The sequence below is a fragment of the Rhodococcus sp. AC861 genome (assembly GCF_979256035.1).
In genome coordinates, this window is record NZ_CEEDMW010000003.1 from 414,966 (window position 1) to 428,152 (window position 13,187).

12 protein-coding genes are annotated in these 13,187 nt (G+C 67.1%); 5 read left to right on the forward strand and 7 right to left on the reverse strand.

Annotation, left to right across the window (positions count from 1 at the left end; all coding sequences use genetic code 11):
* The first annotated feature begins 11 nt into the window (after positions 1-11).
* On the forward strand, positions 12-704 hold the full coding sequence (locus tag AC0IX4_RS11495; protein WP_471829022.1) for a hypothetical protein: 693 nt from the start codon (positions 12-14) through the stop codon (positions 702-704).
* Here AC0IX4_RS11495 and AC0IX4_RS11500 read toward each other — a convergent pair.
* The 5 genes from AC0IX4_RS11500 to sthA all read right to left on the reverse strand — a co-directional run bounded on the left by AC0IX4_RS11500 (position 701) and on the right by sthA (position 7,590).
* Entirely contained in the window at positions 701-1,381 is a 681-nt protein-coding gene (locus AC0IX4_RS11500; protein WP_056074630.1) for a PhzF family phenazine biosynthesis protein, read from the reverse strand. The genes AC0IX4_RS11495 and AC0IX4_RS11500 overlap by 4 nt on opposite strands.
* Positions 1,382-1,391: 10 nt before the next feature.
* On the reverse strand, positions 1,392-3,890 hold the full coding sequence (locus AC0IX4_RS11505) for a DEAD/DEAH box helicase (RefSeq protein ID WP_056074631.1): 2,499 nt from the start codon (positions 3,888-3,890) through the stop codon (positions 1,392-1,394).
* A 10-nt stretch (positions 3,891-3,900) separates the two neighbouring features.
* Positions 3,901-4,938, reverse strand: a complete 1,038-nt coding sequence (locus tag AC0IX4_RS11510) for an alpha/beta fold hydrolase (RefSeq protein ID WP_042572638.1) — start codon at positions 4,936-4,938, stop codon at positions 3,901-3,903.
* Between the two features lie 109 nt (positions 4,939-5,047).
* A complete protein-coding gene (locus AC0IX4_RS11515; RefSeq protein ID WP_056074634.1) occupies positions 5,048-6,025 on the reverse strand; it encodes a PAC2 family protein in 978 nt (325 codons plus the stop codon).
* 149 nt (positions 6,026-6,174) lie between these two features.
* The gene (gene sthA, locus AC0IX4_RS11520; protein WP_027505160.1) at positions 6,175-7,590 is read right to left on the reverse strand and encodes a Si-specific NAD(P)(+) transhydrogenase; all 1,416 of its coding nucleotides are present in this window, start codon (positions 7,588-7,590) and stop codon (positions 6,175-6,177) included.
* Positions 7,591-7,743: 153 nt separating this feature from the next.
* Here sthA and AC0IX4_RS11525 point away from each other — a divergent pair, with 153 nt between their 5' ends.
* The 3 genes from AC0IX4_RS11525 (at position 7,744) to AC0IX4_RS11535 (ending at position 10,342) form a co-directional block, all read left to right on the forward strand.
* Complete coding sequence (locus AC0IX4_RS11525; protein ID WP_056074635.1) at positions 7,744-8,829, forward strand: S-(hydroxymethyl)mycothiol dehydrogenase; 1,086 nt, start codon at positions 7,744-7,746, stop codon at positions 8,827-8,829.
* Entirely contained in the window at positions 8,826-9,464 is a 639-nt protein-coding gene (locus AC0IX4_RS11530) for an MBL fold metallo-hydrolase (RefSeq protein WP_056074637.1), read from the forward strand. The genes AC0IX4_RS11525 and AC0IX4_RS11530 overlap by 4 nt, the downstream gene beginning before the upstream one ends.
* 68 nt (positions 9,465-9,532) lie before the next feature.
* Entirely contained in the window at positions 9,533-10,342 is an 810-nt protein-coding gene (locus AC0IX4_RS11535) for a sensor domain-containing protein (RefSeq protein WP_471829023.1), read from the forward strand.
* A gap of 1 nt (position 10,343) precedes the next feature.
* On the opposite strand, the gene AC0IX4_RS11540 is transcribed toward AC0IX4_RS11535, so the two are convergent.
* The gene (locus AC0IX4_RS11540; RefSeq protein WP_471829024.1) at positions 10,344-10,943 is read right to left on the reverse strand and encodes a vitamin K epoxide reductase family protein; all 600 of its coding nucleotides are present in this window, start codon (positions 10,941-10,943) and stop codon (positions 10,344-10,346) included.
* A 175-nt stretch (positions 10,944-11,118) separates the two neighbouring features.
* Here AC0IX4_RS11540 and AC0IX4_RS11545 point away from each other — a divergent pair, with 175 nt between their 5' ends.
* Entirely contained in the window at positions 11,119-12,216 is a 1,098-nt protein-coding gene (locus tag AC0IX4_RS11545) for a DUF4192 domain-containing protein (RefSeq protein ID WP_471829025.1), read from the forward strand.
* Here the strand turns inward: AC0IX4_RS11545 and galE are convergent.
* Positions 12,201-13,181 carry a UDP-glucose 4-epimerase GalE gene (gene galE, locus AC0IX4_RS11550; RefSeq protein ID WP_056074641.1) on the reverse strand — a complete coding sequence of 327 codons (981 nt, stop codon included), beginning with the start codon at positions 13,179-13,181 and terminating at the stop codon, positions 12,201-12,203. The genes AC0IX4_RS11545 and galE overlap by 16 nt on opposite strands.
* Positions 13,182-13,187 lie beyond the last annotated feature (6 nt).

Sequence of the window (13,187 nt, forward strand, 5' to 3'; positions counted from 1 at the left end):
GCTCGTCGTCGATGAGCGTCGACGGAGTGTCCTCAGTCAACCTCGCCACCGCCGTGGAGACCACGCGGACAGGCGATCTCTGGATCTTCCGCGGACGATCGGCGGCGGATCGTGCGATCCAGACGCTGACGAACAGCCCGGTCAACCACGTGGGCATGGCCGTGGTCCTCGACGATCTGCCGCCCCTGATGTGGCATGCGGAGCTGGGGCAATCGTTGCCCGACATGTGGACCGGGCGGCACCAGCGTGGTGTGCAGTTGCACGACCTCCGCGACGCGGTCACCCATTGGGGCGAGCGCTACGACCAGAAATGCTGGTTCCGGCAACTGCAGTCGCCCATCACGCACGCGCAGGAAGACGACCTGATGCGGACCATCGCGCGGCTCGACGGCACCGCGTTCCCGACCACGGCAAGGCTGGCGGGCAGATGGTTCGCGGGGCGACTCCCGGCAGTGTCGGCCAAGGACGACCGTCGACTCGAGACCGCCTACTGCGCGGAGGTGGTGGCCCTGACGTACGAGGCGATGGGTCTGCTCGATCCGCGCGAATCACCGACGCCGCTGAAGCCGTTCGACCGGGTAGGACTGAAACCGCCGCGCCGACGAGCCAACTGGTACGACCCCGGCAGGTTCTGGAGCGGTGATCACCTGCCATTGGCGGAGGGCGTCGAACTGGGGCGCGAGATCGCGGTGGTCCTGGACTAGAGCGTTCGGGACTCTTCCGCCACCACGCGCCCACCGAGCTCCACCCATCCGTCGTCGGAGAGGGTGGTCGACAGGACCGAGCCTCGGCCCTGCACGATGCTCAGATCGCGCCCGAGCAGTTCGGTGACACGAACGGCGGCCGCGCCCGTTGCTTCGTCCTCCGGGACGCCCATGTCGGGCGCGAACATGCGGGAACGGATTGCGCCGCGGCCCTCGTCCACCCACGCCCACACGTAGTGGTGACCGTCGGTGAAATCGGACGGGTCCACGGCGAGCACATCGGCCGGCGTGGCGACCGGATGGAACTCGAACTGCGGCGCCCATGACGGGCGCGCCCGGACGTACGTGACGCCGTCGGCGAATCGGACTGAAACCTCGCCTGCGGGCACCAGTAACGCATCCACCGGTGTACCGCGATCGGCCAACCATGCGGCGGTGCCCACCGTGGGGTGCCCGGCGAACGGCAACTCGACGGCGGGCGTGTGGATGCGGAGGGCCGTGGACTGCGCCGGGCCGGCCGGAACGTCGACGAACACGGTCTCGCTGTACTGCAGCTCGTGCGCCACTGACTGGCGATCGGCCGGGGCAACGGACGCAGCGTCGACGATGCCGAGAGGGTTGCCCCACCGGCCCTGGGCGTCGGTGAACACCCGCACGACATGGACGTCGAATGGCATGGTCTTCCTCTCAGCCTGCGGTGACGGTGATGTCGTCGAACACGACCTCGGCCAGTTCGTCGGACTCCTCGACGTCGACTGTGGCGTCGAAGGACCACCCGTGGTCGCCCTCGGGGTCGTCGAGAACTTGCCGTGCGGTGGTCTCGTCGCGGGTCTGGACGAACGAGAACAGGTGGGGTCCGCGCGCGGTCGGTGTCATACCGATCTCGCCGTACTCCTCGAAGTAGGGCTCGAGTTCGTCCTGCCAATCGACGTCGTCGCCCAGCTCCTCGAGGAGGTCCCACCGGCGTCGCGACGCCAGCTCGACGCGTCGGAACAGGGCGTTGCGCACCATGATTCGGAACGCTCGTGGGTTCGCGGAGATGGGTTTCGGTGTGTCGGCACCGTACGCGACGACGGGCGTGCCCTCCTCGTCGAAGGTGGGGTCGGTGAGGTTCTCCCACTCGTCGAGAAGGCTGGAGTCGACCTGGCGCACCGTTTCACCGAGCCATTCGGTGATGTCCTGGACGTCCTCGGTGCGCGCCTCCGGTGGAACCGTCTGTCGCAGTGCGCGATACGCGTCCGCGAGGTATCGCAGGACGGACCCCTCCGAGCGGGACAGCCCGTAGTGCGAGATCAACTCCGTGAACGTCATGGACTTCTCGATCATGTCGCGCACCACGGACTTGGGCGACAGCCCGAACTCCGACAGCCACGGATGGCCGCCGCGGTAGATCTCGAAGGCCGGCCGCAACAGCTCCTCGAGCGGCTTGGGCCAGGTGACTTCCTCGAGCAACTCCATGCGTTCCTCGTACTCGAGGCCATCCGCCTTCATCTGCGCCACGGCCTCACCGCGCGCCGCGTGCTGCTGCGCCATCAGGATCTGCCGGGGATCGTCGAGTGTGGCCTCGATGATCGACACGACATCGAGCGCGTACGAGGGCGACTCCTGGTCGAGTAACTCGAACGACGCGAGGGCGAACGGAGACAGTGGCTGGTTCAGCGCGAAATCGCGTTGCAGATCGACGGTCAGGCGCGCGGTGCGACCGTCCTCGTCGGGCTCTGGGAGCTGTTCGACGATGCCGGCATCACGCAATCCGCGGTACAACCGCACCGCCTGCAGGATATGACGGCGTTGGTTCGCCCTGGTCTCGTGGTTGTCTTCGAGCAGGTGCCGCATCGCGTCGAAACAACTGCCGGGTCGTGCGATGACGTTGAGCAACATCGAGTTGTTGACGGTGAACTTCGACGTCAGTGGCTCGGGGCTCGCCGCCACGAGTCGCTCGAAGCTCGGTTTGCCCCAGGAGACGAAGCCGTCCGGTGCTTTCTTGCGCTGGATCCGCTTGAGCTTCTTGGGATCGTCTCCGGCCTTGGCCACCAACCGGGCGTTCTCCACCTCGTGTTCGGGTGCCTGCACCATGACGGTACCCAGCGTGTCGTAGCCGGCTCTGCCTGCGCGACCGGCGATCTGGTGGAATTCGCGGGCTCGTAGCTGGCGGGTGCGAACGCCGTCGTACTTGGTGAGGCCGGTCAGCAGCACGGTGCGGATGGGCACGTTGATACCCACTCCCAGCGTGTCGGTCCCGCAGATGACGGCCAGCAGGCCCTCCTGGGCGAGCTTCTCGACCAGGCGTCGGTACCGCGGGAGCATGCCCGCGTGGTGTACGCCGATCCCGTGACGGACCAACCGGGACAACGTCTTTCCGAATCCGGTGGTGAAGCGGAAGCCGCCGATGGCCTCGGCTATCGCCGCCTTGGTCTCCTTCGACGCCACCGTGATCGATGTCAGCGCCTGCGCCCGTTCCAGCGCGGACGCCTGCGTGAAGTGCACGACGTAGACCGGCGCCAGGTGAGTGGACACGAGTTCCTCGATGGTCTCGACCACCGGGGTGAGACGGTACGAGAACATCAGCGGCACAGGCCGTTCGGATCCTTCGACGACCGTCGTCACGCGGCCGGTGCGCCGGGTCAGGTCGTCGCGGAAGAACGAGACGTCGCCGAGAGTGGCGGACATGAGCAGGAATTGAGCGTGGGGGAGTTCGATGAGCGGCACCTGCCACGCCCAGCCGCGATCGGGCTCGGAGTAGTAGTGGAACTCGTCCATGATGACCTGGCCGATGGAGGAGTCGGCGCCCTCGCGCAGTGCCATGTTGGCGACGATCTCCGCGGTCGCACAGATGATGGGTGCCGACGCATTCACCGAGGCGTCACCGGTGACCATGCCGACCTTGTCCGCGCCGAAGATCTCGCACAGCGCGAAGAACTTTTCGCTGACGAGTGCCTTGATCGGCGCCGTGTAGAAAGACCGGATGCCGGCGGCATACGCGGCGAAGTGAGCGGCGATGGCCACCATCGACTTCCCCGAGCCGGTCGGGGTGGCGAGCACGACGTTGTTACCGGACACCAGTTCGATGACGGCCTCGTCCTGCAGCGGATACAGCTCCAGTCCGCGGTCGGTGACCCAGGTGGTGAACGCGTCGTACAGATCGTCGGCCGACGCGGAGTCAGGAACCATCTCGGTCAGCAGCATGTCCTACAGGCTACGTAGCGGACCGCTCGTCCGAACCCATGGCACCCAGGACGGCCTGGCGGGTGACCGCGCTCCCGGTGATCGCGTCCTCGCCGACTCCCGAGACGAGCATCTGACGCCACCTCTGCTCGTCGAACTTCAGTGGCATCGTGCTGTTCATGAAGTCCTCGAGGACTTCGAGGAAATGCATCGGGTCGTCGCGATACGGGAAGTGCCCGGCGCCGCGGAAGACCGTCAGGGACGATCCGGGCATCGCCGCGTGCGCGAGGTGGGCGTGGGCCACCGGTATGACGGTGTCCTGGTCGCCCCAGATCAACTGCACGGGCAGGTTCTCGGTCAGATAACAACGGTCCAGCATCGTGACCACCTGGCCGCGCCAGTCGACGACGGCGCGCAGAGTCCGCAGGTAGGCGTCGTACGCGGTGGAGTCGAGAAGGTTGGCCAGGACGCGGACGAGGTCCGGCGTGTCGTGGAGCACGGCACCGGGATGCAGAGGAGTGCCGTCGAGCTGGTCGATGGCGGAGCCCGCGACGCGGAGCAGAGTCATCGCACCGGGGATGCGGAGCAGCTTGAATGCTTCGTTGATCACGGGCGTCGCCATCAGGCGCAGCGCCGGATGCACATCCTTGGTGACGCCGCCCGCGGAGACGAGGACGAGGCGCTCGACCATGTCGGGGAACTGGTAGGCGAACTGCATGGCCACACCGCCGCCCAGTGAATGTCCGACGACGGACACCGAATCGAGGCCGAGCGTGACCAGCAGATCGCGGATGCCGTTCGCGTACGCGGCCACGGAGTAATCGGCGCGAGGCTTGTCGCTGAGACCGTGACCGAGAAGATCCGGCGCGATGACCGTGTACTTCGACGCGAGGTGCGGCAGGACGTCCAGCCACGTCTCGGAACTGTCACCGATCCCGTGGATCAGCAGAAGGACGGGGCCCTCGCCGGCCATCCTGAACGCGCGTCGGTAGCCGTGGATGGTGCGGAAGTGCAGTCGGGGCTCCGCGTCGGGAACCGGGCGCAGAACACGCCGACGTTTGTCCGACATCCGAGCCCCTCTCGATCGGCGACACAGGGCATGCCGCCGACCGAGCCTAGACCCGAGGCATCGTCCGCGAGGCGTCGCTCACGTTACGACTGGGTAAGAACACCGAACGTCAGGAATGGTCGGTATCGCCGTCGGAATCGTCCGACGGAGGCGTGGAGGGCTCGTCCTCGACGAAGGCGGTCTGCTCCGCGAGGAACTTCTCGAACTCGGCGCCCAGCTCGTCTCCGCTGGGTAGTTCCTCATCCGCGGCGAGCAGTGTGGACTGCTGTTCCTGCGCCGTGACGAAGGTGTCGTACTGGCGCTCCAGTGCCTGGACCACGGACTGGACCTCCGGGTTGCCCTCGACGTGCTGGTCGACCTGCTCGCGCACGCGGGCCGCCGACTCGGTGAGCGCACCCAGCGGGATGGTGAGCTTGGACGACTCCGCGACGAGTTCGAGCAGCGTCTCGGCAGCACTCGGGTACGCCGTCTGCGCGAGGTAGTGCGGAACGTGCACGGAGTAGCCCATCGACTCGTGACCATGCTGCGCCATCCGGTACTCGAGAAGCGACGACGCACTGGCCGGCACCTGGAGCTCGCCGGACCACTTGTGGTGCTCGCCGACCAGATCGGTGTCGCTCGAATGTGCTGTCACACCCAGCGGACGGGTGTGCGGAACCGCCATGGGGATGGAGTTCAGACCGATGGTGCGACGGACGCCGAGCTGCTCGGACAGCAGTCGCACGGCGGCAGTGAATTTCTCCCACTTCAGATCCGGTTCCAGACCCGCCAGCAGCAGGAACGGAGTGCCGACGGCGTCCTGAACCGCATACAGGTTGAGGTACGGCTCGTCGTAGTCGGAGAAGTGGTCCGCGGAGAACGTCATCATCGGTCGGCGCGAGCGGTAGTCCAGCAACTCGTCGACGTCGAACGACGCGACCAGTTCCGTCTCGAGCGTCTCGCGCAGGTGCGTGGTGGCCAGCTTCACCGCGTGACCGGCGTCGGAGTAGCCCTCGAGGCCATGCACCAGAACCGGACCCACCCCGTCCTCGGACGCCACTCGGGGCGCCGGAAACTCCAGCTCGTACATTCTCGACTTCTCGTCCATGCCGGTGTCCTTCCTCGTCGCCGTGCGTGTCCCGCCGGGTCACCACTGTGCGGTTACCCCATTTTCCCACAGCGACCCTGCGCGACCGGGCTTCACCCGTTTCTCCTCCCAACGACGGCGGGCACCCCGACATTCCCCGCTGTCGCCGGTCAGCGCGTGAAGGCCTCCAGAGCCCGAATCTTGTTGGCGACGTCCAGCGCCGCGACCTTGTACGCCTCGGACATGGTCGGATAGTTGAAAACGGCGTCGACGAGGTAGTCGACCGTGCCCCCGCACCCCATGACCGCCTGGCCGATGTGCACCAGGTCGGTCGCGCCGGAACCGAAGATGTGCACGCCGAGGACCCGTCGGTCGACGGTGGACACGATCAGTTTCAGCATCCCGTGGGAGTCTCCCGCGATCTGTCCGCGCGCGAGTTCGCGGTATCGGGACACGCCCACCTCGTAGGGAACCGAGTTCTTCGTCAGTTCCACCTCGGTCGCGCCGACGTAGGACACCTCCGGGATGGAGTAGATGCCGATGGGTTGGAGGTCGGTGAGCTTGTTCCCCGGCTCGCCGAAGGCGTGATACGCGGCCAGTCGACCCTGATCCATCGACGTCGCGGCCAACGCGGGGAATCCGATGACATCGCCGACCGCGTAGATGGTGTCCACCTTGGTCTGGAAGTCGTCGTCGACGTCGATCCGTCCTCGGGCGTCCGCCTCCAGTCCGGCCTTCTCCAGATCCAGACCGTCGGTCATGCCCTGGCGTCCGGCCGAGTACATCACTGTCTCGGCCGGGATCTTCTTCCCGCTCGCCAGCGTGGTGACCGTTCCCGACGGTCCCACGTCGACGGCCGTGACCGCCTCGCCGAAGCGGAACGTGACCGCGAGATCACGCAGGTGGAACTGCAGCGACTCGACGATCTCGCGGTCACAGAAGTCGAGCATGGTGTCGCGCTTCTCGACCACGGTCACCTTGCATCCGAGCGCCGCGAACATGGAGGCGTACTCGATCCCGATGACGCCGGCTCCGACCACCACCATCGACGACGGGATGAATTGCAGATCCAGAATGCCGTCGGAGTCCAGCACGCGGTAGTTGTCGAACTCCACGTCGTCGGGACGGGCGGGCGCCGTCCCGGTGGCGATCACGACGTTCCGCGCGCCGACCGTGATGCGCTCGCCGCGACTGCGGTCGTCCACCGCGATGGTGTGCGCATCGAGGAACCGGCCCTCGCCGGTGATCATCTCTATTCGGTTGCGCAGCAATTGCGATCGGACGACCTCGACCTCCTTGCCGATCACGTGGGACGTCCGGGCCAGCAGATCCGACGGCGTGATGTTCGCCTTGACGCGATAGCTCGCTCCGTAGAGCTCCCGTTGATTGAGGCCTGTCAGATAGAGAACCGCCTCGCGCAGCGTCTTCGACGGGATGGTGCCCGTGTTGACGCACACGCCGCCGAGCATGCTGCCCTTCTCGATGATGGCGACGCGCTTGCCCAGTTTCGCCGCCGCGATCGCGGCCTTCTGCCCTCCCGGTCCGGAACCGATGACTACCAGGTCGTATTCGAGTTGGTCCGACATGCCCCAACATGTAGTCCCATCAGGAGAATCCGGTGTGCCGTGCGTGTCACGACTGGGTGAACACCTGTCCGATGCAGCAGTTCGCACCTGTGCATCGTTAGGGTGACGGTCAGGTTCACAGCACCCGGCAGTACCGACAGATGGAGGCAAGAAATGCCACAGCAGGTCCGCGGCGTCGTCGCTCGGAGCAAGGGTGCTCCGGTGTCCATCGAGACCATCGTCATTCCGGATCCCGGTCCCAACGACGTCGTGGTGACGATCCAGGCGTGTGGTGTGTGCCATACCGACCTGCACTACCGCGAGGGTGGAATCAACGACGAGTTCCCGTTCCTGCTCGGCCACGAAGCCGCGGGTGTCGTGGAGACCGTCGGTGATGCGGTGACACACGTCGAGGTCGGAGACTTCGTCGTCCTGAACTGGCGCGCAGTGTGCGGACAGTGCCGTGCCTGCAAGCGCGGTGAGCCCTGGTACTGCTTCGACACCCACAACGCCTCCCGCACGATGACGCTCGAGGACGGAACCGAACTGTCTCCGGCCCTGGGCATCGGAGCATTCGCGGACAAGACGCTCGTCCACGAGGGCCAGTGCACCAAGGTCGACCCCTCCGCCGACCCCGCCGTCGTCGGACTGCTCGGCTGCGGCGTGATGGCAGGCCTCGGCGCGGCGATGAACACCGGCAACGTCGGACGCGGTGACTCCGTCGCCGTCATCGGATGCGGCGGCGTCGGCAACGCCGCGATCGCCGGGGCTCGGCTGGCAGGCGCAGGCACGATCATCGCGGTCGACCGCGACAAGGGAAAGTTGGAGTGGGCTCGCGATCTGGGCGCCACACACACTGTCGACGCCTCCGATGTGGATGCGGTCGAGGCCATCCAGGAACTGACCGGCGGCTTCGGCGCCGACGTCGTCATCGACGCCGTCGGGCGTCCGGAGACGTGGAAGCAGGCGTTCTACGCCCGCGACCTCGCCGGCACCGTCGTCCTCGTCGGTGTCCCGACGCCGGAGATGACCCTCGAGATGCCGCTCATCGACTTCTTCAGCCGCGGTGGGTCGCTCAAGTCGTCCTGGTACGGGGACTGCCTGCCCGAGCGGGACTTCCCGATGCTGGTCGATCTCTACCAGCAGGGCCGATTGCCCCTCGAGAAGTTCGTCACCGAGCGCATCTCGCTCGACGACGTCGAAGCGGCGTTCGACACCATGGCCAAGGGTCAGGTCCTGCGTTCGGTGGTGGTTCTGTGACCACGCCTTCCGGCTTCCGGGTCGAAAGGGTCGTCACCTCGGGCACGTTCGAGCTCGACGGCGGATCCTGGGACGTCGACAACAACATCTGGATCGTCGGCGACGACTCCGAGGTCGTGGTGATCGATGCGGCTCACGACGCCGGCCCGATCGTCGACGCCGTCGGTGGCCGGAAGGTCGTCGCGGTGCTGTGCACGCACGGGCACAACGACCATGTGACCGTCGCCCCGCAGCTGTCGGAGCGGCTCGACGCACCGATCCTCCTGCACCCGGCGGACGACGTCCTCTGGCAGCAGACCCATCCCGACGTGGCGCACCGCGATCTGGCGGACGACGACCGCATCTCGGTCGCCGGCACCGAGATCCGGGTCCTGCACACGCCCGGTCACTCACCGGGGTCCAGTTGCCTCTACCTCCCCGAGGCCGGTCACCTGTTCAGCGGCGACACACTGTTCTCCGGTGGACCGGGCGCCACCGGGCGGTCGTACTCCGACTTCCCGACCATCATCGGCAGCATCCGGGAACGTCTGTTCGCGCTCCCGCCCGAGACGATCGTGAACACCGGTCACGGCGACGGGACATCGATCGGCGACGAGTCACCCCATCTCGAGGAATGGATCGCGCGCGGTTCCTGATAACAGGTTGATGTCTGCCCGGTGTGGGGTCGGCGGTCGGGCACACGGGGTATGACAGGGTCGGCATCGTGACCAGCCACGCAACGATGCCGACCCGCCCCGACGACGCGCCGCGTTCGCGCAGAGCGGGCGTCGGCGCCGCGCTGGCCGGACTGTCGATCGTGGCTCTGGTCGGGTGCGGGGGAACGACGGTGTCCGGTGTGCCGGAGGCCGGGTCGAGTTCGAGGCCGTCGACGGTGACGTCGTCCGCGCCCTCGACTTCCGCGACCAGCACGTCGGCGACACCCACCACCGGTACCACTCCCGGGTCCGGGTCGCTGGCCGCCCTGACGATCGATCCGTCGGTCTTTCCGTCGACGTATCAGGCAGTCGTCCTTCCGCCTCAGGCCGTGGCGCAGGCATCCCAGGACCTCGACGGCATCGCCTCCGGCGCCTCGGTCGATCCGGCGGGGTGCAAGCCCGAACAACGGGGCACCGACGCCGACTCCACGTCGCTCGTCGTCGGAACCGATCCTGCCGATCGGGCGACGATCTCCGTCGAGCTGGCTCGCGTGACCACGTCGCTGGAGGATCGGAAAGCGCTGTGGGAACAGTGCTCCGAGGTGACGGCGACATCGAACGGTGTGGAGACCATGGTGTCGACGGAGTTGGTGCCGCCTCCTCCGATCGGGGCCGACGACACGCTCGCGCTTCGGCGTATCGTCAGCTCCGGTGGTCAGGCCGGCGACGTCACGCAGTCCATGCTCTCGTTGATCGCGCAGGTCGACGACGTGCGGATCACGGCCACCTACATGTCGTTCGGTGAACTCGACCCCGACGCGGCCACCCTCGATCAGCTCTTCACTGCTGCCGTGCAGAAGGTGAAGGCAGGCGGATAGATCAGTCCGACGTGAGGACGAAGCGCTGGACGATCAGCGCGGCGACCACCACGAACCACACCGCCACGGGCACGCGGTGCCACGCGGACGACACGGGACGGCGCGTCGGGCGGAAGAGGGCGACGTTGTGCAGCGTGACGTACCAGAACACCGGGACGGTCACTGCCCACACCACCATGCAGTACGGGCACAGGGCGCCGATCCGGTAGAGGCTCTGCACGATCAGCCAGTGCACGAACAGCACCGCCGCGGTGACGCCGACCTGCACCGCGACCCAGAACCAGCGTTCCAGGTGGACACCGAGCACCAGTGCTGCGCCGATCATGGCGACGATGGCGAAGCCGCCGACTCCCATGAACGAGTTGGGGAATCCGAGCACGGAGGCCTGCGCCGACTCCATCACCGACCCGCAGTTCACGACCGCGTTGATGTTGCACGACGGCGCATACGACGAGTCTGCGATCAGCCTCAACTTGTCCACGGTGAGAACCACGGCGGCGGCGAACCCGATCACTCCGCCGATCAGCATCACCCACGCAAGGGCGGGTGCGCGTCGGATCGTCCCGGCTTCGGTTTCGCCGTCGGACAGTGTCGTATTCATCGGTGTGGTCTCCATCGGCGAGCAGGGCATCCGTCGCTTCCGGAGTCTAGCGATCCCGCCTGCCGGAACCCGTGGACCGCGTTCGTCCCCGGGGCACCTCGTTCATCCCCGGGGTAATTTTCCGCCCAGGTCACGGGTCGAGCCCCTCGACGATCGGCGAGGACAGTCCGATGGCATGACTCGACGACCGTATCCCGCTCGCCCATCCCGATCCGACACCGACGAGGAGGGCCCGGTTCATCGCGTCAGCGGAGTCGGCAACCTCATCGCCGCTCTGCCCGCGCTGCTCGGTTTCGTCCCGGAGCAGTCGATCGTCCTCGTCTGCCTCGGCCCGGACAGCACAGGCGCCGCCACCACCGTCGAGGTGGTGATGCGCCACGATCTTCCGCCTGTCGGAGGACACCTCGTGGTCCAGGAGCTGGCCGGCCGGTGCGCCGAGGTGTGCGTCCGCGACGGCGTCCTCGGCGTGGTTGCCATCCTGGTGACGGGAACTCGTTCCGCTCGCGGGATCGGTTCGATCGCGTCCACCCTCGCTGCAGCACTCGAGCCCTGCGGAATAGAGCTGCTCGGCGTCCACCGCATCGCGCACCTCGTGACGGGGGAGCGGTGGACGAGCGCACCCGGCGACACCCGACGCGGCGTCCTTCCCGACCCCATGGCGTCACCGAGCGCAGCGTCCCGCGTCGTCGCCGGTCGACAGATCAGAGCAGCGCGCAGCGACATCGAGCGGTCGCTGAGCCTGCTCGACACGGTCACGCGCGAGCGATTCGCGCACGAGGTGGACATCGCGGCCGCCGAGACCGAGGACCTGACGCCGGGCCGGCTGCTCTCGCGGGCGACGGCGATCGTGGCGGCAGTCCACCGTGCGGGACACGTCGAGGACCGTCAGGCGGCGTTCCTCGCGGTGGCCCTGACGGTGATCACGGTTCGCGACGCTCTCCTGTCCTTGGCGGACTCCGATCACGCGGAGGCGGCCGAGCAGGTCTGGGTGTACCTCACTCGCCGACTTACCGGGCCCGACCGAGCGCCGGCAGCGACGATGGTGGGGGTGTGGTCCTACGCGCGCGGTGACGGCCCGCTGGCCGGTGTCGCACTGCAGAGCGCCCTCGAAGCGGCACCCGAGTACAGCTTCGCGGTGCTTCTCGACACTGCGCTGCAGAACGGCGTGAGGCCGGACGTGGTCCGTGAGTTGATCGCCTCGGCGCACGAGCTGGCCGACGACCCCGGGCTCCGCGATCCGGAACCGGACGCAGGGGGTTACCGCGCGGAATGAGCCTTGTCACCGAGCGATCGGAGGAACTCCCACGCATCGGCGACGATGACATCGAGATCGGTGGACTCCGGCTTCCATCCGAGTTCCGCCATCGCCTTCTCGCTGGAGGCGACCAGAACGGCAGGATCACCCGCACGACGCGGCGCATCCTTCACCGGGATGTCGACGCCGGTGACGCGACGGCAGGAGTCGATGACCTCACGGACCGAGAAACCCTCGCCGCTTCCCAGATTGAAGATGCGGTGGCTGCCCGGAACGCTCTGCGACAACGCTCGCAGGTGCGCGTCGGCCAGGTCCCGAACGTGGATGTAGTCGCGCACCGCCGTGCCGTCGGGGGTGGGCCAGTCGGTGCCGAAGACGGAGATCGCATCCCGATGCCCGGCCGCGACCTGCAGAACGAGGGGAATGAGGTGCGTTTCCACGACGCGGTTCTCGCCGAGACCCGCGTGCGCGCCTGCCACGTTGAAGTACCTCAGGCTGGTCGCGCCGAAGCCGTGCGCCGCTGTGTAACCGGTGATCGCGTTGTCGATCGCGAGCTTGCTGGCACCGTACGGGTTGGTCGGACGCGTCGCGAAGTCCTCGGTGATCGGTGTGCTCTCGGGTTCGCCGTAGGTTGCTGCGGTGGACGAGAACACAAGCCGCGGAACGCCGTTCGCCACGATGGCGTCGAGGAGTTCCAGGGCCGCGCCCAGGTTGCCGCGCCAGTACTTCTCCGGCTTCTCCACCGACTCGCCGACCAAGGACTGCGCCGCGAAGTGGAGCACACCGTCGAACGTGTCGGACGCGAGAACGGAGGCGATGACGTCCGCGACGTTGCCCTCCACGAACGTGGCGCCGTCCGGAACACCGTCGGCGTTTCCGGTGGACAGGTCATCGACCACGACGACGTCGTGACCGTTCTCCATCAGTACTGCGGCGCAGACACTACCTACGTAGCCTGCGCCGCCGGTCACCACGAACTTCACGTCGAA